This is a genomic window from Nocardioides sp. TF02-7 (assembly GCF_022437945.1).
Classification (GTDB): domain Bacteria; phylum Actinomycetota; class Actinomycetes; order Propionibacteriales; family Nocardioidaceae; genus Nocardioides.
This window is the reverse complement of record NZ_CP092535.1, coordinates 2,397,058-2,422,484: the sequence shown is the minus strand read 5'-3', so window position 1 is coordinate 2,422,484 and position 25,427 is coordinate 2,397,058. Positions and strand designations below refer to the sequence as shown.

Below are 25,427 nucleotides of genomic sequence, written 5' to 3'. Positions count from 1 at the left end.
GCTGCCGGCCGTCAGCCCGACGAAGTGGACCTCGTCCCCGCGCACCTCGCCGGTGACCGGGTCACCGACCGAGCCGCCCTGCAGAGGTGCGATCGTGACGTCGGCGCCGTCGTAGGGCTGCGGCCTCCCCGTCGCGTCGAGCGCCTGGGGCAGGACGTGCACCTGCCCGAGCCGCACGAACTCGAGGTTCTGCACGGCCGTGGCGCCGGGCGCGATGTTGACCGGGATCCCCAGGATCGGTGCGAACGCCCGGTCCGTGGTGCGGGCCGTGACCGTGTAGGACCCTGCCTCCGGCACCTCGAGCTCGAAGGGGTCGAGGTCCTCGACCCACTCGCACACCGTCCCCGGGACGAGGACGCCGCGCGGCTCGCCCGGCCCGAGGCAGGCGTCGGCCGCGATCGCCTCCGCGCACCCCGCGGTCGGTTGGGGGTCGCCGACGGGGTAGCCCAGATGCAGGTTCGGTTGCCGGCCTCCGGGGAGCCGCTGGCCACGCGCAAGGTGCCGGCGATCACCGGCAGCTTGGTCAGCTCGGCCGGTGGTGCCACGACGGTGGCGCCGAGCGGCACCTGGACCCGGACGGAGGCGCTCTCGTAGCCGGGCGCGGACACCTGCACCGTGTAGAGGCCCGGCTCGAGACCCGGCTCGCCGGTCGCCGGGAGGATGTACTCCTCGTCCCCGGAGAACGGGACGGTGACGACGTCGCCGGCCTGGGTCTCGGTCGACGCCAGGCAGGGGTCGGCCTCGGTGCACTCCAGCGGGTCACCGCTGTACATGTCGACCGCGGTGCCCCGGATCGTCGACGTCGCGGGCAGCACGCCGTCGTCGAGCCGCTCGATCCGCGGGTGGACCTCGGAGAGCCGTCCGGCGCGCACCCGGACGGTCAGCACGTCGGTCTCGAACTCGAAGTACTCCGTGGTGAGCTGGTACACCCCGGGGGAACCCCGTCGAAGGTGAACGCGCCGGCGCGCCGGCCGCTCGCGCCGCTCCCGCCGGTCGAGGTGGTCTTGTAGGTGTTGGTGCCGTCGCTCAGCACCAGTCCCGCGCCGGCCACCCGGTCGCGCGTCCCCCGTCTCCCGCACCACCCCGGCGACCACGCCGGTGCTGGTGGAGAGCTCGGCGTCGAGCCGGGCGCGCGATTGGCGCGGCTTCAGGACCAGCCTGCTGGTCTGGGACTGGTAGCCGTCGGCGGTGAACGTGACGGTGTAGGTGCCCGGGGACGGGAGGTCGGGCAGGTGGTAGGCACCGGCGAGGCCGCGGGTGGTGATCGTCGTGACCGTGCGTTGCTCGCCCTCCTCGTCGGTCGCGGTGACCGTGACCCCGCCGATCCCGCCGAAGTCGCCGCGGGGCAGCGAGCCCTCGACCTTGCCCGAGAGCGTCGCCACCCCGGGGTGCAGCCGGACGTCGGCGACCGCCCGGCCGCCGGCGTCGAGCTCCACGAGGCGGGACTCGGTGCCCAGGCCGAAGCTGCTCACCTGCACCAGGTAGTTGCCCGGCGTGTGCAGCCCGGCGACCGACCAGCTGCCGACGGCGCCCCGGGAGGAGCTGCTGGTGGTCAGGGTGCTCGTGCCGTCGCTGATCGTGACCGTGGCGGCGCCGACCGGCCGGCCGTTCGCGCGCCGCACCATCCCGGACAGGCTGCCGTCCCCCGGCTCGAGCTCCACCTCGAGCGGCTCGCCGGAGTCGGCGCTGGCCGAGTCGACGACGTAGCTCTGCCGGGCGTAGCCCGGCTTGCTGAAGGTCACCAGGTAGTAGCCGGGCGCGGTCACGTCGGGGATCGACCACGTGCCGTCGGCGGTGGTGGTGACGGTCCGGGTGCGCGGCACCTCGTCGGGGACCCGCACGAGCAGCGCGGACTGCGGGGGTCTTCCCGTGGCTCGCGAGCACGACCTCGTCGACGTTCTCGGCGTCGGGGACCTCCTCGTCGACCAGCGAGGTCGGCTCGAGCGTCACCGTCACCCCGCCGGGGTCGTCGGCGGCCACCGTCCCGTTGAGCTGCAGCCCCTTGGGCGTCGCGGGCGAGCCGGCCTGCGTCACGGTCACCTTGCTCTGGTCGCCGCCCGCTCCCTCCCCGTCGTCGGGGCCACCGGCGCCGTCGGAGCCGTCGTCGCCGGAGCCGTCGTCGCCGTCGCGGTCGCCGGTCACCGTCGCGGTGACCGGGTCGTCGCCGCCGCCGATCCGGTCGGCCAGCGCGGGGAGGAACACGACCGCGGCGGTGATCCACACCGCCACGACGGCGAGGACCGCGACCGCGCGGAGCCCGGCGCCGCCGACGGCGGCCCGCTGCTGGGCGACGCCGCGGCGCCGTCCCACGACCTCGGGCGTGGTGGCGGTCAGCGTCCACGAGTGCTGCCGGCCCGCTCCCAGGAGGCGGGGCCGGGTCACGACGAGGCGGCCCTTGACCCGGGCCTCGCCGCCGGCCGGCACCACGACCTCGCGTCGGCGTACCCGCACCTCGAGCCCGTTGGTCGCCTCGCCCTCCAGCCGGACGGCGACCTCGGCGGGTCCCTCGTTGCGCAGGACCGCGTGCAGCCGCCGCCTGCGGAAGAGCGTGGTCCGCTCGGGCGCGACGTCGAGGCGGAGCTCGGCGCGGGGGTTGACGACCAGCGTCGTCTCCCCGACACCGGTCGGACCGGTGGCGGCCTGGGCGGTGCCGGGCAGGACCGCCTGCACGGTCACCGCGACGGGGTAGCGGGCGGGAAGGGTCCCGGCGGTGGGGGCCAGCGGCAACCCGACGGTCGCCGACGCCCCCGGGGCGAGCACACCGGTGCGGACCGGGCCGGGCAGCCACGCCTGGTCGACCCCCACCGCGAGCAGCACGAGCTCGCGGGCGTCGTCGGCGCGGTTGGTCACCGTCACCGGCACCGACGTGGTCGAGCCCGCCGCCACCCGGACGGTCCCGGGGAGGGCGACCCCGGGCGCGGGGTCGGGCGGGAGCGGGGGTCGCGTCGTCACGGCGACACCCGTACGTCGCGCCCGGCCTGCTCGCTCGCACTGACCGTGACGTTGGCCGAGCCGATCGGGGCGCTGCCCTGGGTCCTCCGGACCTGCACGACGTAGACCTCCGGTGCGTCGACGTCGTCAAAGGTGTAGGAGCCGCGGTCGTCGGTGCGGGTCGTCCGGTAGACGACCGACGGGTAGTCGGACGCCCGGAACAGCTCGACGAGGTAGTCCTCCGCCACGCCGGCACCGGACCCGCGCACGGAGACCGTGCCGCTCAGCGACGCGGCCTTGGCGAGGGTCGGGCTGTAGGGGACGTCGTCGCCCGCGGCGAGCTCGAGGATGGTCGACGTGGGCCGGACCCCGGCCCGGCCCACGCTGACGGTGTAGGTGCCCGGCGGCAGTCCGGCGACGACGTACTCGCCGCGGCGGCCGGCGGGGTCGGAGGCGGTCGTCACCGCGTACGTGCTGCCACCGGAGCTGAGCTCCACGGTGACCTCACCGACCGGCCGCACCACCCCGTCCCGGCCGGGCTGCTTCACCGTGCCCCGGAGCACGGCGGTGGCCGACTCCAGCACGGTCTGGATGCCGCCGGACGTCACCGCCGAGGAGGAGGTGGTGACGCTGCCGGTGGAGTCGAGGGACACCGAGACGGTCTGGCTCGCCAGGTCGGCCCGCGACAGCGTCACCGTGTAGGTACCGGGCAGGTTGAGGCCCGACACCCGCCACGACCCCACCTCGCCGCCGCTCTGGGTGGCGGTCTGCACGGTCTGCACGCCGTCGGTCACGGTCACGGTGACGCCTCCGGCCGGCCGGCCACCGGCGAGCAGCGCCGTCCCGTGCAGCGACCCGGAGGACGCGCCCAGGGACAACGACACACCGGTCAGCTCCTGGCCGTCGGCGAGGGTGACGCTGAGCGTCTGGGACGCCAGGCCCTCCTTGCTGGCGACGAGCGTGTACGTCGCGGGCGTGGGGCAGCCTGCGCAGGGTGAAGCTGCCGTCCTCGCTGACCGACATCGTCGTCGCCGACGACTCCCCGGCCGTGGCCGTGATCGTGACGCCGCCGACTGGTGCGCCGCCGGAGCTGACCTCGCCGGTGATGATGCCGTTGCCACGGACCAGGTTGATCTCGATGCCGTCGCGCTCCTCGCCGGCCCCCGACATCGACCCGCTGGGTCGCGGTCGTGTAGCCCTCCTTGGTCACGACCACCTCGTACACGCTCGGCGACGGCACGTTGCCGAAGGAGAAGCTGCCGTCGGCGGCGACCGGCATGGTCTGCAGGGTGGCCCCGTCCTCCGGGGCGGTGGGCGTCGCACCTCCCACGGTCGTCACCGTTGTCGCGGCCGGGGTGCGCAGGGCGACGACGGCGTCGCTGATGTCCTCGCCCTCGACGACACCGCTGACGGTCGCCGGCGTGCCGCCGAGGGCGACGTCGACGCCGGTCATCCGGTGGCTCGCCTCCAGGGCGACCGGCTCGGCGTTGTCGGGGACGAGCGCCTGCGGGTACCACAGGGGCTCGAAGCCGGCGCCCCGGAACGACAGGAGGTACTCCCCCGCGGGCAGGCCGTCGACCCGGTACCGCCCCCGGTCGGTGGTGGCCTTCGTCGCCAGCGGGGGAGGACACGTCACCGACGGCGAAGACGCTCACCGTCACACCGTCGAGGGGACGGCCGGTCGTCAGCAGGCGGACGGTCCCGGTGACCGCGGAGTTGCCCGCGCTGGCCGCGGAGCCGTCGTCCGCCGCGATCTCGAGGGCGAGGTTGCGGTCGGCCACCGACTGGCCGACGATCCGCGACAGCGCGATCGTGATCACCAGTGCGAAGACCGTCAGCGCGGCGAGGAGACCGACGAGCCCGATCGGGCCGCGGGAGACGACGGCCGACTGCACCATCGCCGCGGTCGCGGCCGGCTGGCTCTCGGGATCCGGCGGTGGCGGCGCGTCCCGACCGGAAGCCTGTTCCGGGGAGCGGTCCGTCCACCAGGTGCAGGCTCAGGCTCCGCAGCGCCGGCTGGCCCACGAACGGCCGCCGCCCGCGCACGCGCATGTCGACGACCGCACTCTCCCCGGGGGCGAGCTCGACCGTGGGCGGGTCGAACCGGTAGCGCAGCTTGCGCTCGGCGTCGTCGCCGGCGAGCCAACCGCGGGCCGGCGTGTTGCCGTTGTTGTCGATCAGCAGGCTGAAGCGACCGGTCCGGCCGACCGACTGGGTGGGCGGGTCGACGCGGACCTGCGTGCTCGGCGCCTCGGGCACGACGAGCACCAACTCCTCGACCGTGCTGCGCTCGGGAGGCGTGAGCTCCCGCACCTGCACCGCCATCCGCCGCTCGCCGGCGGCGAGGCCCTCGGGGAGGGTGATCGTCGCGGTGAGCGTCCGCGACTCGTCGGGGAACAACGAGATCCGCTCGTCGTCGAGCTCCACCCAGGTCGGGTCGGCACCGAGCAGCCGCACCTGGTAGCCGCCGATCACGCTCCCGACGTTGGTGATGGTGATCGCCACCGGCTGCGGCGCCCGGGGCGAGGCCTCGAGCCGCTCGGGGCTGACGGTGACCCGCACGTCAGTCCCCCTTCCTGAGCGCGAGGTCGCGCGAGGTGGGGGTGCCGGGGCCGACGCGCACCAGTGCCGTCCGCTGCCGGTGGCCGGGCAGCGTGGCGGTGACGCTGTACCAGCCGGGACTGAGGCCGGGGATCAGATAGCCGCCGCCCGGGAGCGCCCCGCCGCGGCCGCTCGAGGTGGTCCGGAACGTCTCGATGCCGTTGCTCGCCACGACCGTCGCGCCGACCAGCAACCTCCCGTCACCCCGGGTGATCCTGCCGGTGAGACCGCCGAGCCGGGTGGTCAGCACCGGGTCCAGGGGTCTCGGACGGGTCCTCGGCCGTGAGGCTGAACGGACGGGTCTCCGGTGCGAAGCCGGGGGCCGTGAAGGTCAGCGTGTAGTCGCCGGGCACCGGGAGGTCGTTCAGCGCGTAGCTGCCGACGCTGCCGGTGGTGAGGGTCGTCGAGGTCGGCGCGGTGCCCTCGGTGGTGACGGCGCCGCCGACCACGACCTCCACGTTGCCGAGCGGCTTGCCGCCGGGGCCGCGGACGACACCGGTCACGCTGCCGGAGCCGGCCTCGAGCCGCTGGTCGAAGCCGGTGCGGCTCTCGCCCGGACCGAGGTCGATGATCTCGACGTGCTCGCCGTAGCCCTCGGCGGAGAACGTGACGACGTAGGTGCCCGGGGTCGGGAGGTCCTGCAACGAGAAGGCGCCGACCGTGCCCGCGGTCGGGGTGACGACGGAGACCGGCTGGCCGCCGACGTCGGTCGTCACGGTGACCCCTCCGAGCGGGCCGTCCTCGCCGCGGACGGTGCCGCTGACCTCGCCGCCGCCGGCGCTGAGCACCACTGCCGGCTGGATGCGGTCCTCGCCGCCCGCGAGCCGCTGCACCACGGACGCGGCCCGGTAGCCGTCGGCGACGAAGCTGATCTCGTACGTGCCGGGGGCACGGAGGCCGGTGAGCTCGTAGCCGCCGTCGGCGTCGGTCACCGTCCGCGCGGCCGGCGTCGTCCCCTCCGACCCGTCGAGCAGGCGTGCGGTCACCTGGGTGGGGACCGGCTGGGTGTCGCCCTGCTCGACGACGCCGGAGATGCTCCCCTGCTGCCCGTCGATGGTGACGTCCACGGGCCCGACCGACGTCTGCGCCTCGGCCGTCACGGGTTCCGCGCCGCCGGCGCGCCGCGCGTCCGGGTACCAGACCTCGTCGTAGCCCTTGGCCGAGAACTTCAGGCGGTAGTCGGTCGGGAACAGGCCCGCCAGCGTGTAGGAGCCGTCGCTCTGGGTGGCACCGGAGCTGACGGGGACCAGCCGGCCGCCGCGTCCCTCGCGGTAGGCGATGACGAGGATCCGCCCGACCGGCGAGTCGTCGCTCGCGGCGTGGACGGTCCCCGCGATCTGACCCCCGACCCCGGGCGGGAGGAGGCCGGTCTTGGGCAGCGCCGACGCCGGCCCGGTGCCGCCGTCGGCGCCGTCCGCGCCGTCCCCGGCGTCGTCCGCGCCGTCGGTGCTGGCGCTCGCTAGGTTGAAGTACGACGGCGGTGCGGTCTTGGTGAGCGGGTCGCCGGCGAAGACGTTGACCAGGCCGAAGAGGAACACCGCCGCCCAGAGCGCGACGATCGCGGCGAGGACGAGGAACGTCAGCAGCCCCCCGGCTCACCAGCGGACGCTGGCGCAGCTGGAGGGAGGTCGACTCGACGAGCACCGGATCCGCCTCGACCCCGGGGACCGTCCCCTCGGGCACGGCGCCGTGGGCCTCCCGGGCGACCAGGTCGACACCGACGGTCCGGTCCACCTCGGAGCCGGTGAACATCCGCGGCCCCCCGCACCTTCGCCATCACCGACCGGGTCGTGCCGGGCGCGACCCGCACCAGCGTCGACGACAAGGTCACGGTCGTGCCGGCATCGTTGGCGACGCCGGCGAGCGAGACGTCGAGCGGGACGTTCCCCTCGTTGACGACCGCCAGCACGAACCGGCCGGTACGGCGCGCACGGGCCATCCGCGGCTCACGGACGACCCGCATGCCGGGGCGCGCCGACACGTCGAGGTCGACGTCGGCGTGGTGGACGGCGCCGGTGGTGTGGGAGCGCACCTCGACCGTGAGCGGGTGCCGTCCGGCAGGCTGGTCGCCGGGGACCGCGAACGCGAGCGCGAACTCGCCCTCGCTGTCGGGGAACAGCGGGAGCATCGCGGGCTCGGAGCGGACCTCCGACTGTCCGACCCCCGATCAGCCGGGCGGTCAGCCCGTCGATGATCGTCGTCGTGTTGACGACCCTCACCAGGACCCGTGACTCCGCGCCCGGGGCAGCAGCGATCTCGCGCTGCGGGGTGGAAACCTGCATGGGGTCACCTGGGGAGGACGACGCACGCTCGTGCACGGCCCGTCGGCGCACGGCTTGTTGGCTCTCGGATCGTAGGGACGGCCACGTGGCCGCGCAGCAAAATTGATGAAAAACCGACTCCCGCCGCGACCGGCGACCCATTTCCCCGAACCACCTCCGAGCCTCGTCGGCCGGGGCTAGATTGCCCGCGGAGCCGGGCGAGGATCCGGCCGACCGGCCGAGCAAGAGGCGACCCGATCGTGTTCATCAGCCACACCGACACGGCACTCGAGCGGTTGGTGCGTGTCCGGCTCGGGCTGAGCGAGGACATCGGCGACGTCTCCCTTCGCGGCGCCCGACAAGGAGTGGGCGGCCCGCCAGACCCGGATCACGGTCAACCTGTTCCTCTACGACGTCCAGCGCAGCACCGACCCCCTCCCGGTCGCCGGTCGTCCCGGTCGCCGACGACGCCACCCGCCGGATGCGGCGGCCGCAGCCGATGGTGCAGCTGAGCTACCTGGTCAGCACCTGGGCGGGCGGACCACGGGACGAGCACCAGCTGCTCGGCGACCTGGTGAGCGTGGTCGCGGGGGATCGACGTGCTTCCCCCCGAGCTGACGCCCTCCGAGCTCTCCTCCAGCGTGCGGCTCGCCCTCGGCGACGACCGCCACCCGACGCGCGAGCTCTGGCAGGCGCTCGGCGGCACCCTCCGGCCGGCGGTCCAGCTGCGGGCGACCGTGGCTGCCGACACCTTCGACTGGGAGACGCAGGCGCCGGCGGTCGAGCGGATCGCGCCCCTCGCGAGGCGGAAGGACCGCGATGGCTGACCGACGGTCCGGGGCCCGGCTGTCCGCACTCGCCGGGGCGGTCGCCGCCGTGGCGCCGCTGCTCGCGGGCTGCGGCCTGTTCGGCGGCGACGACGACGGCGGGACCTCGGTCTTCGACGCCGAGCCCGGGATGTGCTTCCTCGCCCCGGAGGAGGTCCAGGCGCAGGTCGACGAGATGGAGTCGGTGCCCTGCTCCGAGCCGCACGACCAGGAGGCGTACGCGGTGGTGCCGTTCACCGGCGGGGACGACGCCTTCCCCGGCGACGACGCGCTCTCGGCGTTCGCCGACGGCCACTGCGCGCAGGAGTTCCGCGACTACGTCGGTGTCGACTACCTCGACTCCGCGCTGTACTTCACCTACCTCCTGCCGTCGCCGCGCAGCTGGGAGCAGGACGACCGCGACGTGCTGTGCCTCGTGACCGCCGCGGGCGAGCCGATCGAGGGATCCGTGAAGGGCACTGCCCGATGACCGGGAAGTCGGTGGAGTGATGGGGCAGGTCGTGGTGCACGGCGCCCAGCTGAGCTGCAGCTTCGGGCTCGCACCGAGCAGCCTCACCGTGCTGCCCGTCAAGCGCTGCACCCTCGGCGGGATGCCGATCGGCACGATCACCGACACCGTGCCGATGGTCAACATCAAGCCATTCGGCATGTGCACGTCGCTCGCCAACCCCTCGGTGGCCAGCGCGACCGCCGCCGCGCTGGGGGTGCTGACACCGATGCCCTGCGTCCCGGCGACGTCGGTTCCTGGACGCCGGCAGCCCCGACCACCACCGTGAGCGGGCTCCCCGTCCTGGCGACCGGGTGCACCACGACCTGCGCCTGGGGCGGCGTGGTCCAGGTGGTGGCGCCCGGCCAGTTCAACGCCACCGCGACCTGATCTCCGGGCCGGTCGCGGGCTGTGCGCCGGAAGCGCTCCGGTCAGGCCGGGAAAATCCAGCAAATTTGTGGTTTCGCTCACCCCCCGTCCCGTGGCAGTGCACGATGCAGGGCAGCGAGCCATCCCCCGAGCCCCCTCTCACCGAGAGCGAGTTGCCATGCCTACTTACACCGCGCCGGGCGTCTACGTCGAAGAAGTCGTCTCTTCGCAGAAGGTGCTCTCGGCAGCACCCACCGCCGTCGCCGCGTTCGTGGGGTTCACCGAGCGAGCCCCTGCCGACGACCCCGACGACCCGCAGGGCCTCGCGCCCCGCCTGGTCACCAGCTGGAGCCAGTTCGAGTCGCTCTACGGCGGCTTCGCCCCCGGCTGCGTCCTGCCCCTCTCCGTCTACGGATACTTCGCCAACGGCGGGAGCGTGGCCTACATCTGCCGGGTCCCCAACACCGAGCCTGCCGGCCAGCCGGCGCGCGTCGAGCTTCCTGCCAGCGACCGCGCCCTCGGCCTCCCGGTCGCCGTCGAGAGCCTGGAGCCCGACGCCGACATCTCCGTGGAGATCAGCACCGACGACACCGGGGACGATGAGTCCGCTCCGACCACCTTCACCATGACCGTCCTCGAGGGCGGCGAGCCGGTCGAGTCCTTCCCCGGCCTCGACCTCTCCGGCGGGAAGGGCGGCGTCGCCGCCGCCGTCAACGGGACCTCGACCCGGGTGAAGGTCGACCTGCTCGTCCAGGACGACGTCGACCTGTCCGGGCAGCTCGAGCTGATCCGCCCCGGCGTGTACGAGCTCGCGAAGGCCGCGCCGGTGCCGGTTCCCGTGACGGGCCGCAAGTTCGCAGGCTCCGAGTCCGCCCGAGCCGGCATCAACGGCCTCGCGGTCGCCGACGACGTCACGATGGTGATCGTCCCGGACCTGGTCACGGCCGCCACCCGTGAGGACGGCGTGATCGACCTCGGGATGTGGAAGTCGGTCCAGACCGCGCTGATCTCCCACTGCGAGCAGCACGGCAACCGGATGGCCGTCCTCGACGCGCCTCCGGGCATGTCCCCCCAGCAGGTCAAGGAGTGGCGCAGCGAGGTCGCGATGTACGACTCCGCCTACGCCGCGCTCTACTACCCGTGGATCAAGGTCGACAACCCGATCGGCGTCAACGGCGACCGCGAGGTGCTGATCCCGCCGTCCGGCCACGTCGCCGGCGTCTGGGCGCGCACCGACGAGACCCGCGGGGTCTGGAAGGCCCCCGCCAACGACACCATGCGCGGCGTGCTCGACATCGAGCGCAACGTGACCCAGAACGAGCAGTCGTTGCTCAACCCGATCGGCATCAACTGCATCCGGCCGTTCGGCACCCGCGGCATCCGGATCTGGGGCGCCCGCACGCTGGCGTCCGACACCGACTGGCAGTACATCAACGTCCGCCGGCTGTTCAACATGGTCGAGGCGTCGATCCTCGAGGGCACCCAGTGGGCCGTGTTCGAGCCCAACGACATCACGCTCTGGGAGGGCGTCAAGCGCACCCTGGACGGCTTCCTGCGCGGTCTCTGGTCCGCCGGCGCACTGTTCGGAGCGAGTGCCGACGAGGCGTACTACGTCAAGTGCGACGCCGAGACCAACCCGCCGGAGTCGGTCGACGCCGGCCTGCTGGTCGTCGAGGTGGGCATCGCGCCGGTCAAGCCCGCCGAGTTCGTGGTGTTCCGCATCAGCCAGAAGAAGCAGTCCGCGGCCTGACGCCCGGCGACCAGCAACCAGCCCACGAGAGAACTAGTACGGAGCGGACATGCCGAACTCTTTGATCAACACCGACCCGATGGTCTCCCAAAACTTCTTCCTCGAGGTCGACGGCGGCGCCATCACGATCCTCAGCAGTGTCTCCGGCCTCGACCTCGAGGTCGACGTCGTCTCGACCGAGCAGGTCGGGCCCGGCGGCAAGGTCCAGGTCGTCAAGACCGTGGGGACGGCCACGAAGGCGCCCGACCTGCAGCTCGTCCGGATGGCGCCGCCGGACATGTCGCAGGACCAGGTCTGGAGCTGGTTCAACACGATCCGCGACAAGGGCATCAAGCTCGGTGACCGGAGCGACCAGCGCAAGAACGGCTCCATCGTGCTCTACGACTCGACCAACACCGAGATCTCGCGGTTCAACTTCACCAACGGTTGGCCGAGCAAGATCGCCACCGACCAGCTGTCCGTCGAGTCCAACGACGTCGTCAAGGGAGACGATCACGCTCGTCGTCGAGACGCTCGCCCGGGTCAAGTGAGCGGTTTGCGCACCGCTTACGAGTTCACGCTCCCGCGGGGGTACGTGGACGACGACGGGCGCGTGCACCGGACCGGCACGATGCGGTTGGCGACGGCTCGCGACGAGCTCGAGCCGCTCCGCGACCCCCGCATCTCCGGTCCGGACGACCCCCGGCTGACCGTGCTCGTGCTGAGTCGGGTGATCACCGGTCTGGGCGACCTCCCGATGGTGACGATGCACGAGGTCGAGGGGGCTCTTCGCCGTCGACCTCGCCTACCTGCAGGACTTCTACGGCGTCATCAACTTCGGCAACCAGGAGGAGTTCGACGCACTCGTGCAGGCGCAGGCCACGACCCGGCTCGTCGGTGACCAGCCACAGCCGGCCGAGCCGACCGCCGAGCACACCCCTGCCGAGGAGGAGCCGCCGGCGCCGGAGGGGCCGCCCCCCCCGCCGGCGGCCGGCGCCCGTCCCGGCCTGCGCCACGCCGTCGAGGAGCTTCCCCGAAAGAGCGGCTGACCGATGCTCCGCTACCCGACCGACGCCCTGTGGCAGGAGATCGCCTACCTCGCCTACCACCTGCACTGGCGGATGGACGACATCCTCGACCTCGAGCACATGGACCGGGTGCGGATGGTGCGTGCCGTGGCGGCGTTGAACGAGCGGGCGTGGGAGGCGGTGCGCGAGAGTGTCCAGTAGCAGCCTGGAGCTGCTCGGGGGTGACCTCCCGTCGGCCAATCGGTTCCTCTTCGAGCTCGACGGGGCCGAGATCGGCGTGTTCCGCGAGGTCTACGGCCTCGAGGTGACCGTCGCCGTCCACGAGTTCGCGGAGGGCGGTCAGAACTCCTTCTCCCACCGGGTGCCGGGTCGGATGACGTGGCCCCCACGTCGTGTTCCGGCGGGGCCTCACCGACAGCAACGCGCTGTTCGAGTGGCTCAACCGCAGCTCCGGCGAGGGCTTCGCGGCGGCCGACAACAAGCTGACCCGCTCGACCGGGGCGGTCACGGCCCTCGACACGACCGGCGCCCGGCTCCGGTCGTGGGAGCTCATCGACGTCTTCCCGGTGCGGTGGCGGGGGCCCGACTTCTCGGTCGCCCGTCCGGATCCGCTCGAGGAGGAGCTCGAGATCACCCACCACGGGTTCCGGGCCCGGGAGGCGCGGTGAGCGACGACCCGACCCGGCTCGGCCGCGAGGCGGCGAACCGGCTGCGCCTGCCCGGCCCCCCCGCCCGGCAGGCCCCTCCCCCGGCCGGTCGGCAGCCTGGCGCGCTCCGTCGAGCGGTTCGCCGGCTCGATCGGGCGGCCCGTCGACATCCGCCGCGCGCTCCGCGGGCCCGGGGAGACCGGCGGGGGCGACGTGGCCCCGCCACGCTGGTGGGTCCCGCCGACCCGGAGCCCGTCGACCGGACGGGAGGACGCGGGTCGTCCCGAGGGGGCACCGTCCCGCTCCGCCTGGCTCGCCGGGACGAGGAGCGTCGACGTCGACGACCTCCCCGGCGCGCGGTCTGCCGCGGGCGGCGCGTGCGGTCGAGGACGAGCAGAGCTACACACCCGGCGGCATGCTCTCCACCCTGACCTCGGTGGAGGCCAGGGTCCGCCGGCACGCCGAGGTCAGCGCCTCCGGTTCGCTCGTCACCGAGCGCGACCGGCAACGGCTGGTGGCGGCCCGGCCCCGACCGGCCGAGCCGGGGAGACCGGCGCCGGTCTCGTCGTCGTCCTCGTCGTCCCCGTCACCCTCGCTGTCCCCGTCGACCAGCTCGAGCCCGTCGCGGCCGGCGTCGCAGGGCAGTCCGAGGCCGCCCGTCACCCCTGCCACCGCGCCGTCGGTCCCCGCGCGGACGCCGGCCCCCGAGCAGCCCTCGTCCCCGGCACCTCCGGCCGGCCCCGCCGTCGGACCGGCGTCGAGCGCGAGCAGGGGGCCGACGGCGAGCACCGGCCGTGCGCCCGGCGCCCCCGGCGCCCCCGGCGCCCCCGGCGCCCCCGTCGCCCCGGTCACCTCCGGCAGCGCGGCTCCCACCGTCCGACGGTCCGTCGTGGGCGCTCGGTCGACCGGCGGGGCCGCCTCCTCCGCCGCACCGGCGACGCCCGCAGGGACGTCACCCGCCTCGCCGCTCGCCGTCGCGTCGGCGGCGACCGCACCGCCCGCACCGTGGCGGCTCCCGACCCCACCCACCCGGTTCGCCCGCGCGCTCCGCCGCAGCCCCTCCGTCCTGCCGGGGACGAGCGGCTCGGTCCCGCGCCGCGCGCTGGGGGAGCGCGACGGCGGTCCACGCGGCGACGGTCGGCCTCCTCGACCGGGCCCCGGCCCTCCCGGGGAACCGCCCCCCTGCTGCCCGACCCCCCGCAGCAGCCGGCCGGGAGCAAGCACGGTGTCGGTCGCCGCCGTGACCGAGGTGGCCTCAGCGGTCCCGGCGGCTGCAGCGACGCCGTCGCCGAGCGCCCCCCGCGGCCCCGGGCGCCACCACGGTCCCGAGCGTCGGGCCCACCGCCGCGGCGGAGGGCTCCGTCGTCCCGTCCGGCACCGCCGACACCCCACCCCGCACGGGACCCGTCGGTGCGGGTGCCCTCGCTGGGGGTGGTGCCCTCGCAGCGGCGGACGAGCCCGGGTCGCGCACCGCCCGTTCCCCCGCCGGCCCCGGGGCGACGACGACCGCCCCTCCGCAGAGGCAGACCGTGCGCCGGCGCGCCCGCGCCGAGCCACGCTCGAGCGGCGCCGCCGCTCGTACCACCACGACGCCGATCGCGATGCCCGACCAGATGGTGGTCCGGCGTCACTCCCGCCACGGCCGACGGCAGGCGTCCCTGGCGACCGGGTTCGGCCCCGCCGCACCCATCCGTCCGGCGACGCTCAGCCCGATGACCGGGGCAGCAGCCACCCGGGTCCCCTCGCCGTCGTCGCTCGCGGCGTCCGCAGCGGACCCCGCGGTCCCCGGTGACCCGGCCTCCTCGACCGCCTCGGCTGGAGCTCCGGTCCCCGGCACTCCGCAGCCGGGCAGGGCCCCTGGTCCGCTCGCCGAGGTCCGCCGGCGCGCCGCGGAGGGAACCGCGCCGTGGGCTGCTGCTCTCCCGCCGTCCGCCCCGACGGCGCCGGGACGCCCCGCCTCCGGGTCCGCGCGCACCGACGGCGACCCGGAGCCGTCCGCGACGGCGGGCCCCCAGGCCTCCGCCGTCGGCGTCGGTGGGCCCCCGCCGGCCACGGTCCGCCGGCGCCGCCGCGGCCGCCGGCGGCGGCCGGCGGGCCGACCGCGCGCTCCTCGCCGGCAAGCGGCTCCGGCGCCCGGTCCGGTCGCAGGCACGCTGCCGGCCGCGGGCCAGCCGACGGCCGCCGGCTTCGGGGGCGTCTGGGCGCCGCTGACCCCAGGGGGTTCGACGATTGCGCCGGGCTCGCCCGTTGCTCCGGCCGGACCGGTCGGCCCAGGCCTCTCGGTCGCTCCGGGCCTCGTCGCCGCCGACCCAGCCGGCTCACCGGCCGCCTCGGTGCTTCGTCAACTGCCGGTCGCCCCGCCCCGCTCCGGCCCGATCGGCGTCTCCCCGAGCCAGCCCGTCCCGGCAGGCCTCGGTCGTCCGGCCGCGCCGGCCGCCGCGCGGGAGGTCGACCGGCTCCGCAGCGGAGCCGGCCCCCTCGTCGACCGCACCGCCCACCTGTTCGCCGGCGGCCCTGGGACACCCCCGGGCCGCGCCTCCGATCCCGCCGCGGGAGGTCCCCCGATGTTCCACGAGACCCCGACCGGTGGCCTGGTCCCCGCCACCGGCGGAGTGCCCGAGCGCCGCTCCCCCCTGCCCGGCCAACCACCCACACCGCCGGCCGACCCGTGGGGGGCGGGAGGTGCCGGACCCCTGGACGACGGCGGGGCTGGACGAGGACCCCGCTGCACCGCCCGTCGAGCGGGAGTCCCACGGCGCCGTGCTCGACCGGCTGGTCGACGCCGTCGTCGAGCGGATCGAGCAGCGGGTGGTCGACGAGCTCGAGCGCCGCGGACGGCACGACTGGCGGGTGGTCTAGTGCCCGAGCTGGAGAAGGCCTACCTGGAGCTGGAGGGCGGCGAGCGGGTGCCGTGCCTCTACAACCCCGAGTCGCTCAGCGTCGGTCGGCGCAACAGCTGGGTCGCCAACCCGATGCCTGGCAAGGGCGTCTCCCGCCTGCAGTACGCCGGCGCGGCCGGCGGCTGGATGCGGATGCACCTCTGGTTCGACACCACGGCCGACGGCTCGCCCGTCACCAGGCACACCGGCAAGATCATGAAGCTGATGGACGTCGACCCCGACCTCCCGGGTGCCGACCCCGACCGCAACAACGCCCGTCCGCCGACCGTCGTGTTCCACTGGGGCGACCTGCACTCGTTCCGTGCGGTCGTCTCCGACCTGCGGCTGAGCTTCACCTACTTCTCCTCCGGCGGTGTCCCGTTGCGCGCGGAGATCGACCTCGAGCTGAGGCAGTACGAGAGCTCGACCGCGCTCGGTCCGCAGAACCCGACGTCGGGCACCCCCGCCCGAGCCGCGTGCACCGGGTCCAGCCCGGCGAGACGCTCGACCGGATCAGCGCGCGCTACTACGGCGACGCGACGCAGTGGCGCCGCCTGGCCGCCGCCAACGGGGTCGAGGACCCGCTCGCCCTGCGTCCCGGTTCGCTGCTGGACATCCCGCGGGAGGCGCTGTGAAGCGCGAGGACTTCCTGGTCTCGCTCGACATCGCCGTCAACGGCCAGCCGCTGACCCGCCAGCAGCTCGACCTGCTCTCCTCGATGCGCGTCGAGGTCGCCCTCAACCTGGTGGGCCGGCTCACCCTGCGCTTCGCCGATGACGGCTACCAGCTGTCCACGCCGGAGCTGTTCAAGATCGAGAACCAGGTCACGGTCAGCATCGACCGGGTGACGCTGTTCCACGGCGAGGTCGGCGCGGTGAGCCTCGACCACTCCCACGAACACGTCCCCGAGCTGGTCGTGACGGTGGACGAGCCCACGGCCAAGCTGGCCCGCACCGGCGGGACCCGGACCTTCGAGATGCAGACCACCACCGACGTGCTCACCAAGGTGGTGCACGAGAACGGTCTGCGGCTGCGGTGCAGCGCCTCCGGGTTCACCAGCACCCCGGACGTCTACCGTCTGCAGCTCGGCTCGAACCTCGCCTTCCTCGACGAGGTGGTCCGTGCCGCCAACGCCGTCTGGCGGTACGAGCACCCCAACGTGGTGCGGATCGACGACGTCGGCCCGGACGACGGGCAGCCCGTCCGAGTCGGGCCGGGTGGGGACGGGTCGGTCGTCGTCCCGCTGCTGACGTTCTCGATCCGCGCGACCCGCGGCCAGCCGAAGCACGTCCAAGTGCGGGGCTGGGACCCGCACCGTGGCACCCACCTCGAGGCGAGGAGCGACAAGCACCCGAGCCCCGAGTCCGAGTTCGTACGGCCGGCCAGGGCCACGCTCGCAGGCCCGGTGGTGACCAACGCCGGTGGCGCGGAGTCCCACGCGGAGGCGGAGCTGCTCGCGAAGGCGGTCGCCGTCTCGGCCCAGGCCGACGCCGTCACCGCGCGCGGCACCACGCCGGTCGAACCGCGGATCCGGCCCGGTGTGCTCGTCGAGGCCGAGGGGGTCGGGCCGTCGTCCGGGCGGTACCTGGTGACCCGGGTCGAGCACGTCTACGACCGCCGCGGCTTCCACACCGTCTTCCAGACCGGTAGTCACCGTCCCCGGGGCCTGGTCGACACGATGGCCGCGGGTGAGGGCCGCTCCGACGCGCGGGTCGACGGGGTGCTGGTCGGCGTCGTCACCGACCTCAACGACCCCGACGGCTACGGACGGGTGCGCGTCAAGCTGCCGGTGCTCGAGCACACCTCCGGCGAGATCCAGACCGCGTGGGCCCGGGTCGCCACGTTCGACGCCGGGCAGCAGCGCGGTGCCACCTTCCTGCCCGAGGTCGACGACGAGGTGCTGGTCGCGTTCGAGGGCGGCTCCGTCCGCCGCCCCGTCGTGATCGGCGCTCTCTTCAGCGGCAAGAGGCAACAGCCCGAGCTGGGGCGGCTGCTGTCTCCCAACAAGGCCAAGGTGAACGTCCGCCGGTTGACGTCGCGGACCGGCCACACGCTGGAGATGGTCGACGAGGACGGCAACGACCAGCTCCTGCTGCGGCACGGCAAGGGCGAGATGAAGGTCGCGCTCCACGGGCCGACGAAGAAGCTCACGGTGGAGTCGCACGGTGGCGACATCGAGCTCACGACCGGCCAGGCGTCGATCAGCCTCTTCAAGAACGGCGACATCAAGATCAAGGGCGTCCGGATCGAGGTCGACGCGATGATGCTGTCGGTGGCGGCCAAGGGGACCGCGACGGTCAAGGCGGAGGGACCGGTGTCGGTCGAGGGGGCCACCGCGACGGTGAAGGGCAACGGCTCGGTCGTCGTGCAGGCCGGCGGCATCGCGGCGGTCAAGGGCGCGTCGGTGGCGATCAACTGATGAGCAGCCTGCCCCGCCCCCAGCGCCCCCCGGCCGAGGACTACTCCTTCGTCGGGCGCGGCTTCCGGTGGCCGCTCCGCGTCGACCAGACCGGTGCCATCGAGATGGCCGAGGGTCCGGACTCGCTGGACCGGGCGATCGTCCTGGTGCTGATGACCGCACCGGGTGAGCGGCTGATGCGGCCGGAGTTCGGGTGCCGGATCTGGGAGCTGCTCTTCGAGCCGGTCACCGGCAACCTGCTGGGCCTGATCGCCCAGTACGTCCGCGACGCGCTGGCCAGGTGGGAACCCCGGGTCGAGGTGGACGACGTCGTGCCGACCCCGGACCCGGACAACGGATCGCTGGTGCGGATCGCCGTCACCTACCGGGTGCGCTCGACCAACGACCGTCGCAACCTGGTCTACCCGTTCTACGTCATCCCGCACGACGCCGAGTGAGCCGAGGACGCCCGATGCCGCTACCCGCCCCCAACCTCGACGACCGGACGTTCCAGGACATCGTCGACGAGGCCAAGCGCTTGATCCCGCTGTACTGCCCCGAGTGGACCAACCACAACGTCTCCGACCCCGGGGTGGCGCTCATCGAGCTCTTCGCCTGGATGAGCGAGATGGTGCTCTACCGGGTCAACCAGGTGCCCGACCGGCTCTACACCCACTTCCTCAACCTGGTGGGCATCGAGCCGTTCCCGCCCTCGGTCGCGCGCACCGACCTCACCTTCTGGCTCTCGACCGTGCTCGACGTGCCGATCACCGTCCCCGTCGGCACCGAGGTCTCCACCGCCGCGACGTCCGGCGCCGACACCGTGGTGTTCAGCACGACCGAGGAGCTGGTGATCGCACCGCCCCGACTCGACGCCGCGATGACCGTCAGCGACGGTGGGCGGAACGTCGTGGACGTGTGGGACGACGTCCGGTTCGACCCCGAAGGGGTCCGCTGCTTCGCGTCGCCGGAGCTGACGCCCGGCGACACCTTCTGCCTCGGCTTCCGCGACAGCCTCGCCGGCGTCGTGCTGCAGGTCGACGTCGACGCCGAGGCCGAGGGCATCGGCGTCGACCCGACCAGCCCGCCCATCGCGTGGGAGGTCTGGAACGGCGACGGCTGGATCCCCTGCCGGGTCTTCGAGGACTCCACGGGCGGCCTCAACCGCGCCGGCGCCCTCTCGCTGATGGTGCCGGTCGAGCACCAGCCGAGCGCCATCGGCAACCTGGCGGCGTACTGGCTTTCGGGCCCGCCTGCTCGCCCCGCGCGCCGGACAGCCCACCTACCGGGCCTCGCCCCGGGTTCGCGCCGTGACCGCCTCGGCCCTCGGCGGGACCGTCGGGGCCGAGCACGCCGAGCGGCTGCCCGGGGAGCAGCTCGGCCGCAGCGACGGGTCGCCCGGCCAGGCGTTCACCGTCGGCCACGCCCCCGTGCTGCCCCGGCAGGCGGGGGAGGTGGTGGAGGTCGACGACGGGCGGACGACGACCTGGACCGAGGTCGAGGACTTCTCGGGCTCCGGGCCCGAGGACCGGCACGTCGTGTGGGACAGCAGCACCGGCACCGTCCGGTTCGGTCCGCGGATCCGCTACCCCGACGGCTCGGTGCGGCAGCACGGGGCGATCCCGCGCGACGGTGCCTGGGTCAAGGTCACCGGCTACCGCACCGGCGGTGGCCGGGCGGCCAACGTCGGGCCCGAGACCCTGACCGTGCTGCGCACCTCGCTGCCGTACGTGACCGGGGTGGTCAACCTGTCCCCCGCTCGGGGCGGGGTCGACGCGGAGTCGGTGGAGGAGGCCAAGCAGCGCGCGCCGCTGACCCTGCGCACCGGTCGCCGCGCGGTCACCGCGGACGACTACGAGCGGCTCACCCTGGAGGCGTCCACCGAGGTCGCGCGCGCCCGCTGCCGGAGCGCCGACCGGGGCAACGGCGCGGTCCGCGTGCTCGTCGTACCGCGGGTCCGCGGGGAGGTCGTCGGCCACACGCTCGACGACTACGCGCTGACCCCGACGCTCTCCGACGCCATCACCCGCCACCTCGACGTGCACCGCATCGTCGGGACCGCCGTCGAGATCGGGACGCCGTACTACCAGGGGGTCTCCGTCGTGGCTCTCGTCCACGCCGAGCCCGGGCGCCCGCCGGCGCTGGTGCAGCAGCGCGCGGTCGAGGCGATCAGCCGGTTCGTGAACCCCCTCGTCGGTGGCCCGGACGGAACGGGGTGGCCCTTCGAGGCCGACCTCAACGGCGCCGCGGTGACCCAGCTGCTGGAGGCGGTGGAGGGCGTCGCCCGGGTCGAGGAGACGCTGCTCTTCGAGTACGACCTGCGCAGTGGACGCCGGCTCGGCACGGCCAAGGAGGTCGTGCGGCTCGACCGGCAGTCGCTGTTCCTGTCCGCCGCGCCCCAGGTGGTCGTGCGATGACCTCCCCGCAGCTCGTGGCCCGCGTCTCCGACGCGCGCGCCCGTCCGCGCCGGAGCCCCACCTGGATGGTCGACCAGCTCCCCGTGTCGATGAGCAGCGAGGACTTCTTCGTCCGGTTCGTCTCGATCTTCCAGGACGTCGGCACCACCCTCCTCGAGGACGCCGACCTGATCGAGCACCTGCCCGACCTGGGCGTGGCACCGCCCGAGACGGTGCGCTGGCTGGGCTCCTGGATCGGGCTCGGCTCGCTCGACCACTCGCTGCCCGAGACGCTGCAACGGCGGATCGTGGCCAGTGCGGCGCAGACCCTCGCCTGGCGGGGCACCGCCCACGGCCTGCGCACCTTCCTGCGACTGGTCACCGGGGGCGAGGTGCACCTGGAGGAGGGCGGCGGTGTCTGGCGGGACGGCGAGGCGCCCGCGGACACCGCCTGGGTGCGGGTCACGGTGGCGGACGCGGGCCTCCTGTCGGAGCCGGAGCTGGTGGAGGTCGTCCGCGACGAGGTGCCCGCCCACGTGCGCAGCGAGCTCTACCTGGGCGACCGGCTGCTCTGGACGTCCGACCGCAGCGACCGGACCGACCGGACCGACGGGGACGTGCGATGACCGAGGCGCTCCGACGGGGACCGGACCCCGATCCGTTGACCGACCCGCTGCCGGAGCCGGCGCCCGAGCCCCCGGGACCCCCGGGTGGACCCGACGCGGCGAGCACCGGGACCCTCCCCCCCACCACCGCCCCCGGCGAGCAGACGCACGGGCCGCGCACCGAGGCGGTCACCTGCCCCGAGTGCGGCACCCGGGCCGAGGCCACCCTCACCCGTCGCGAGGCCCGCGACTTCTGCGTGCGCTGCGACTACCCGCTGTTCTGGACGCCCTCGACGATCCAGCTCGGCGACCGCGACACCGCCGCCGAGACCCTCCGCCGGCTCCCCCGGCACCGCCGGCCGGGTCACCGTCGCATCGGTCCCCTGTCCCCACTGCAGCGAGGCCAACCCGCTCGCGGCGACGACCTGCGTGCGGTGCGGGCTGCCGATGGTGGTCGAGGCACCGCCCCCGCCGCAGGCCCCGGCTCCGCCGCCCCCGGCCCCCGAGCCGCCGCCCGCGGAGCGGTCTCTGCTGTGGCTGTGGCTGCTGCTCGGTGCGACCGCCGTCGTCGCCGGGCTGCTGGTCTGGTGGTGGGTCGCCCAGGGCTGAGCGCGCTCGTGCCCTACTCGTCCTCGTCGGGAGCCTCGATCTCGGCGACCACCGGCGCCGGGTCGGCGCCGAGGGCGACCGCCACGACCGCTGGCAGGTAGCGGTCGAAGAGCTCGACGTTGGCGGCGGAGAGGTCCTGCACGATCGCGCGGAGCAGCTCCTCGTCGTCGAGCAGCGACCGCGGCAGGGTGATCAGCTCGATGCCGGTGCGCAGCCGCACCTCGCCGCTGTCCGCGTCGAGCTCGAACGTCCCGGCCACCAGGCCGCGGTTGATCCGGTGCAGCAGCTCCGCCATCGCCGGGACCCGTTCCGGCGCCGCGTTGACCGGCGACAGCGAGTAGAAGACGAACCGGTCGTGGTCGTCGTCGGTGATCGCCAGCCCCGACCAGGCACTGTCGGTGCCCTCGATGGTGGCGGTGAACCCGCTGCCGTCCTCCATCGCGGTCACCGGCCAGCCGCCATCGGCGTACACCTGGGCGGCGGCCCGCTGGATCGGTCCGCCCCGCGGTGCGTCGGCCTGGGTCGCGTCCGCGGTCACCTGCCGACCCCGGCCAGGCGCCGCGCCGCCGCGTAGGCGTACTCCAGGTTGCCCTCGTAGAACGGCTCGCCCTTCGTCAACGCAGCGACCAGCTCGTGGATCTCCGGCAGCGACGCCTGGTCGACCCCGCTTCGCGAACGCCGGGTCGAACTGCTGACCGCGCTTCTGCTCAGGACCCTCTTCCAGCTCCTCACGCGCCTTCCTGCGTGCCTTGACGTCCGCACTCGTCCGGAACCCATCCGCTTGCGGAAACCTCTGACCAGCGGCTCCTGCACCTATGGCGGCGCCGGTCACCGCGGTCGCCGCGACCGACGCGGCGGACTGCCGGTTGGCACCGATCCTGATCCGCGACGTGCCCCACTCCTGGGACGGCCCGTCGCCGTGCTCGCGCACCACCATCTCGTGACGGACCTTGGCGTACGACTTCTCGGACTTGTCCTGGCCGCGCAGGAAGTGCTTCAGCACCGACCCCTTCCCGCGGTCCGACTCGCCCCTTGTAGCCCAGCTCGTTCTTCTTGTTGACCAGGTTCACCGCGTCGGTGTGCTGCGCCCGGAGGTCGTCGACCGTGTCGGTGACCTTCCCCCACACCTTCCCGGGCGCTTCCGCCACCTTCTCGCCGACCTTGCCGATCTTGCCGATCTTCTCCCGGACCTTCTGCCCGGTGCTCTTCGGGACCTTCTTCCACTCGGGCACCGGGTTCTTGTCGGGCTTCTTGCCGAGGGCCTCGGAGATGCTGGCGGCCTTCTCCTCCACCTTCTCCTTGACGGTCTTGGGGTCGCCCTCCGCGTCGAGCCGGTCGAGGACCCGCTCGCGCAGCTCGTGGTACCGCATGCCGTCGATCTCCTCCTCGTGCACGCCGTAGTCGAGGAGCATGGTGCGCGCGTACTTCATCTTGTGCTTCTTGGCGGCCACGAGCAGCACGTCGATCGAGGACCCGATGTCGTGCTTGAGGACGTCGCGCGACGCGCCTTCCTCGTGCAGGACCCCGAACGCCTTCTTCGCCGTCGCGGCTCGGCTCTCGTCGGCCAGGTCGTAGACCTTGTGGCCCAACGTGTGGGCGAGGTCGACGACCTTGGTCCCGACCTTGGCGGCCTCGAAGAAGCCGAGGCCGCCGGCGGTCACGATCGTCCCGATGTTGGCGGTGGCCATGGTGACGTTCTTGGCCAGGGCGAAGCAGGCCTTCTCCATCAGCTGGGCGTTGCGCGAGTTGATCCTGCTGATGGCGGCGACCAACGGCCCCTTCCTCTCCAGCAGGGCGTTGTCGCGCGAAAGACGACCGGCCGTCAGCCGGTCGGTCACCTGCACCATCTCGAGCGCGTTGTCGATCGCCCCGAGCACCGCGGTCACGATCCCGACGACGGGGAGCCCGTCCTGGGCCATCGTCGCGAAGTGGGCGTTGCCCGCGTTGCCGAACTGCTCGATCCCCTTGCGGGTGGCCTTCAGCCCGGTCCGGGTGACGGAGCTCCCGGAGGACAGCGCCCCGAGGGTGGTCCGGGCGGCCTCGACCTTCGCACCCGGGTCGGCCACGCCCTTCTTGATGTCCTTCAGCTGCTCGATGAGCGACAGCACGTTCGAGACGAAGCCGAGGACGCCACCCAGGCCGGTCGCCGTGCGCTCGGCGAGCTCGCCGCCGACGGTGCCGTCTCCCTCGCTGATGCCGGCGGTGCCGACGACCGCCTTCTGTGCCCCCTTCTCGGCCTTGCCGATCATCTTGAACGCCTTGCCGGCGTCCTTGAAGCCGCTCTTGGCGTCCGCGAGCCTCTCGCTGGGGCCGTGCTCGTCCTTGAGTGCCTTGTGGACGACCTCAGGCTGCTGGTCCGTCGGCCTGGCAGGGGGAGCCTTCCTGGCCGCCAACCACTGAGGAGGCTGCGCCTCCTGCACCGCCGGCCCCTGAGCCTCCTGGCGGCCGAGCCCCGCAGCCCGTGCCCGCCGTCGTTCGAGCTCACGTTGCTCCTGGACCTTCTTCGCGGCGTCCTTCGGCTTCGTCGTGACACCCAGGGTCGCCTCGTTCGCCGTCAACCAGGCGGCCACGTCGCTGTGCTCGCGTGCCCGGTCCTCGAGCGCCTCCTGCCGTGCCTCGCTGAGCGCCTGGTCGAAGTCGTCGTAGCGCAACGGCCGGAACGGGCGGACGTCCATCCACATCGGGTGCGCCCAGAGCTCCTCCACCTCCTGGTCCGCTGCCGGCTTGTCGTCCTTGAGGCGTTCGCGGATCGCCTTCTCCTGCCCGAGGACGTCCTCCAGCTTCTTGGAGAGCCGCTTGAGGTCGGCGGGCATGAAGTTCGGGTCGGCGTTCATCGGCACGCCGTCCGGCCCCACCGTCAGGTTCCCCTTGTACTCCTCCTTGATGGAGTCGCCGACGTGCCGGTTCAAGGCGTTGATCGTCGCCGCACCCGAGCGGGCGCTCTTGTCCTTCGCCTTGAGGTCGGCCTTCGCCTCCTTCAGCTGCCGCTCGCGCTCCTTCTTCGCCTGCCGCTCCGCGTCGGGCTTCCCCGGACCTTGTCCGTCAGCCTCCCGAACACGGTGCGCCGGACGAGGCCGTCGCCGCGCTGGCCGAGGCCGTTCGCAGTCCCCAGCAGCCCGGCCTGGGAGTCGGCCGCGGGCCGGATCCGACCACTGCCGCCACCGGCGACCGAGACCCGCGGCCCGCGGGCGAGCTGTGCCAGGTCGACCGCCACGGAGACCCCGGTGACGTGCTGACCGTCGTCGACGGTGACCGACGTCCGCTGTCGCTCCTCCTCGACCGGCTGGCGGAGCGGGGAACCGGTCCTCCGGCGCCGGCGCTCAGTCGCCACCCGGTTCTCCCCCTCCGTCACGCAGGAACGCCTCGTACGCGTCGCGCAGGAGAGCCGCGTAGGCCAGGTAGGACGCCGCCGCCTCGGGGTCGTCGGTGCCGGCGGCCCGCAGCTCCTCGACCCGCTTGGTGAAGCGGTCGAGCTCGCCGAGGACGTCGGGCACCGCCGGCGTCCACTCGCCGCCGTCGGCGTAGGGCAGCACCGACTCCGCGACCCAGCTGTCGTAGAGGGCGAGGTCGGAGTGGGCGTCGTCCAGGTCGTCGTCCACCGTCCCGCGCGGGAACGACGCCTCGCGCCAGGCTCGGACGGCTTCGTCGAAGGTGGTCATC

27 protein-coding genes and 2 pseudogenes are annotated in these 25,427 nt (G+C 73.8%); 16 read left to right on the top strand and 13 right to left on the bottom strand.

The features are described from left to right. Positions 1–11: 11 nt before the first annotated feature. Positions 12–1,841: a carboxypeptidase regulatory-like domain-containing protein gene (locus MF408_RS12450; RefSeq protein ID WP_240247970.1), complete on the bottom strand. Its 1,830-nt coding sequence runs from the start codon at positions 1,839–1,841 to the stop codon at positions 12–14. 28 nt (positions 1,842–1,869) lie between these two features. Between MF408_RS12450 and MF408_RS12445 the strand changes: the two genes are divergently transcribed. Continuing rightward, positions 1,870–3,057 (top strand): hypothetical protein, encoded by a 1,188-nt coding sequence (locus tag MF408_RS12445; RefSeq protein WP_240247969.1) that lies wholly within the window; start codon positions 1,870–1,872, stop codon positions 3,055–3,057. On the opposite strand, the gene MF408_RS12440 is transcribed toward MF408_RS12445, so the two are convergent. The 6 genes from MF408_RS12440 to MF408_RS12415 are packed head-to-tail and all read right to left on the bottom strand — an operon-like array spanning position 2,949 to position 7,660. Continuing rightward, a complete protein-coding gene (locus MF408_RS12440; protein ID WP_240247968.1) occupies positions 2,949–3,815 on the bottom strand; it encodes a carboxypeptidase-like regulatory domain-containing protein in 867 nt (288 codons plus the stop codon). The two genes, MF408_RS12445 and MF408_RS12440, sit on opposite strands and share 109 nt — an antisense overlap. Positions 3,816–3,820: 5 nt before the next feature. Next, positions 3,821–4,567 (bottom strand): carboxypeptidase-like regulatory domain-containing protein, encoded by a 747-nt coding sequence (locus tag MF408_RS12435; RefSeq protein ID WP_240247967.1) that lies wholly within the window; start codon positions 4,565–4,567, stop codon positions 3,821–3,823. Then, positions 4,564–5,493, bottom strand: coding sequence for a hypothetical protein (locus tag MF408_RS12430; RefSeq protein ID WP_240247966.1), 930 nt, complete (start codon positions 5,491–5,493; stop codon positions 4,564–4,566). Before MF408_RS12430 ends, MF408_RS12435 begins: the two co-directional genes overlap by 4 nt. A gap of 1 nt (position 5,494) precedes the next feature. Next, on the bottom strand, positions 5,495–5,782 hold the full coding sequence (locus tag MF408_RS12425) for a carboxypeptidase-like regulatory domain-containing protein (RefSeq protein ID WP_240247965.1): 288 nt from the start codon (positions 5,780–5,782) through the stop codon (positions 5,495–5,497). Further along, a complete protein-coding gene (locus MF408_RS12420) occupies positions 5,733–7,070 on the bottom strand; it encodes a carboxypeptidase-like regulatory domain-containing protein (RefSeq protein WP_240247964.1) in 1,338 nt (445 codons plus the stop codon). Before MF408_RS12420 ends, MF408_RS12425 begins: the two co-directional genes overlap by 50 nt. A gap of 41 nt (positions 7,071–7,111) precedes the next feature. Further along, on the bottom strand, positions 7,112–7,660 hold the full coding sequence (locus MF408_RS12415; protein ID WP_240247963.1) for a hypothetical protein: 549 nt from the start codon (positions 7,658–7,660) through the stop codon (positions 7,112–7,114). A gap of 732 nt (positions 7,661–8,392) precedes the next feature. On the opposite strand from MF408_RS12415, the gene MF408_RS12410 reads away from it, so the two are divergent. From MF408_RS12410 to MF408_RS12380, 7 genes and pseudogenes are all read left to right on the top strand, one after another. Beyond that, positions 8,393–8,620, top strand: coding sequence for a hypothetical protein (locus tag MF408_RS12410; RefSeq protein WP_240247962.1), 228 nt, complete (start codon positions 8,393–8,395; stop codon positions 8,618–8,620). After that, positions 8,613–9,089: a septum formation family protein gene (locus tag MF408_RS12405; protein ID WP_240247961.1), complete on the top strand. Its 477-nt coding sequence runs from the start codon at positions 8,613–8,615 to the stop codon at positions 9,087–9,089. The genes MF408_RS12410 and MF408_RS12405 overlap by 8 nt, the downstream gene beginning before the upstream one ends. A 19-nt stretch (positions 9,090–9,108) precedes the next feature. Further along, positions 9,109–9,497: pseudogene (locus MF408_RS12400) on the top strand (DUF4280 domain-containing protein). A 157-nt stretch (positions 9,498–9,654) separates the two neighbouring features. Next, positions 9,655–11,226 carry a phage tail sheath subtilisin-like domain-containing protein gene (locus MF408_RS12395; RefSeq protein ID WP_240247960.1) on the top strand — a complete coding sequence of 524 codons (1,572 nt, stop codon included), beginning with the start codon at positions 9,655–9,657 and terminating at the stop codon, positions 11,224–11,226. Between the two features lie 49 nt (positions 11,227–11,275). Continuing rightward, positions 11,276–12,106, top strand: a complete 831-nt coding sequence (locus MF408_RS12390; RefSeq protein WP_240247959.1) for a phage tail protein — start codon at positions 11,276–11,278, stop codon at positions 12,104–12,106. Between the two features lie 151 nt (positions 12,107–12,257). Then, positions 12,258–12,434 carry a DUF6760 family protein gene (locus MF408_RS12385; RefSeq protein WP_240247958.1) on the top strand — a complete coding sequence of 59 codons (177 nt, stop codon included), beginning with the start codon at positions 12,258–12,260 and terminating at the stop codon, positions 12,432–12,434. 191 nt (positions 12,435–12,625) lie between these two features. After that, positions 12,626–12,901 carry a phage tail protein gene (locus MF408_RS12380; RefSeq protein WP_240247957.1) on the top strand — a complete coding sequence of 92 codons (276 nt, stop codon included), beginning with the start codon at positions 12,626–12,628 and terminating at the stop codon, positions 12,899–12,901. A gap of 378 nt (positions 12,902–13,279) precedes the next feature. Here the strand turns inward: MF408_RS12380 and MF408_RS12375 are convergent, their stop codons facing one another. Further along, a complete protein-coding gene (locus MF408_RS12375; RefSeq protein WP_240247956.1) occupies positions 13,280–13,753 on the bottom strand; it encodes a hypothetical protein in 474 nt (157 codons plus the stop codon). Between the two features lie 1,809 nt (positions 13,754–15,562). Between MF408_RS12375 and MF408_RS12370 the strand changes: the two genes are divergently transcribed. The 8 genes and pseudogenes from MF408_RS12370 (at position 15,563) to MF408_RS12335 (ending at position 21,767) form a co-directional block, all read left to right on the top strand. Further along, on the top strand, positions 15,563–15,739 hold the full coding sequence (locus MF408_RS12370) for a hypothetical protein (protein WP_240247955.1): 177 nt from the start codon (positions 15,563–15,565) through the stop codon (positions 15,737–15,739). Then, the gene (locus MF408_RS12365; RefSeq protein ID WP_240247954.1) at positions 15,739–16,536 is read left to right on the top strand and encodes a hypothetical protein; all 798 of its coding nucleotides are present in this window, start codon (positions 15,739–15,741) and stop codon (positions 16,534–16,536) included. The genes MF408_RS12370 and MF408_RS12365 overlap by 1 nt, the downstream gene beginning before the upstream one ends. After that, positions 16,478–18,178 (top strand): phage baseplate assembly protein V, encoded by a 1,701-nt coding sequence (locus MF408_RS12360; protein ID WP_240251898.1) that lies wholly within the window; start codon positions 16,478–16,480, stop codon positions 18,176–18,178. Before MF408_RS12365 ends, MF408_RS12360 begins: the two co-directional genes overlap by 59 nt. Then, positions 18,178–18,615 (top strand): GPW/gp25 family protein, encoded by a 438-nt coding sequence (locus MF408_RS12355; protein ID WP_240247953.1) that lies wholly within the window; start codon positions 18,178–18,180, stop codon positions 18,613–18,615. The genes MF408_RS12360 and MF408_RS12355 overlap by 1 nt, the downstream gene beginning before the upstream one ends. 14 nt (positions 18,616–18,629) lie before the next feature. Further along, positions 18,630–19,376 (top strand): annotated as a pseudogene (locus tag MF408_RS12350) (putative baseplate assembly protein); the annotation flags it as partial. A gap of 34 nt (positions 19,377–19,410) precedes the next feature. Next, positions 19,411–20,574 (top strand): putative baseplate assembly protein, encoded by a 1,164-nt coding sequence (locus tag MF408_RS12345; protein ID WP_240251896.1) that lies wholly within the window; start codon positions 19,411–19,413, stop codon positions 20,572–20,574. Next, positions 20,571–21,179, top strand: coding sequence for a phage tail protein (locus MF408_RS12340; RefSeq protein WP_240251894.1), 609 nt, complete (start codon positions 20,571–20,573; stop codon positions 21,177–21,179). The genes MF408_RS12345 and MF408_RS12340 overlap by 4 nt, the downstream gene beginning before the upstream one ends. A gap of 408 nt (positions 21,180–21,587) precedes the next feature. Then, positions 21,588–21,767 carry a hypothetical protein gene (locus MF408_RS12335; protein WP_240247952.1) on the top strand — a complete coding sequence of 60 codons (180 nt, stop codon included), beginning with the start codon at positions 21,588–21,590 and terminating at the stop codon, positions 21,765–21,767. Positions 21,768–21,780: 13 nt separating this feature from the next. On the opposite strand, the gene MF408_RS12330 is transcribed toward MF408_RS12335, so the two are convergent. The 5 genes from MF408_RS12330 to MF408_RS12310 form a co-directional block, all read right to left on the bottom strand. Then, on the bottom strand, positions 21,781–22,305 hold the full coding sequence (locus tag MF408_RS12330; RefSeq protein ID WP_240247951.1) for a YbjN domain-containing protein: 525 nt from the start codon (positions 22,303–22,305) through the stop codon (positions 21,781–21,783). Continuing rightward, entirely contained in the window at positions 22,302–22,499 is a 198-nt protein-coding gene (locus MF408_RS12325) for a hypothetical protein (protein ID WP_240247950.1), read from the bottom strand. The genes MF408_RS12330 and MF408_RS12325 overlap by 4 nt, the downstream gene beginning before the upstream one ends. Then, on the bottom strand, positions 22,496–24,676 hold the full coding sequence (locus MF408_RS12320) for a hypothetical protein (protein ID WP_240247949.1): 2,181 nt from the start codon (positions 24,674–24,676) through the stop codon (positions 22,496–22,498). Before MF408_RS12320 ends, MF408_RS12325 begins: the two co-directional genes overlap by 4 nt. Before the next feature lie 68 nt (positions 24,677–24,744). Further along, entirely contained in the window at positions 24,745–25,098 is a 354-nt protein-coding gene (locus tag MF408_RS12315; protein ID WP_240247948.1) for a hypothetical protein, read from the bottom strand. Continuing rightward, entirely contained in the window at positions 25,088–25,426 is a 339-nt protein-coding gene (locus tag MF408_RS12310) for a hypothetical protein (RefSeq protein WP_240247947.1), read from the bottom strand. The genes MF408_RS12315 and MF408_RS12310 overlap by 11 nt, the downstream gene beginning before the upstream one ends. Between the last annotated feature and the right edge of the window lies 1 nt (position 25,427).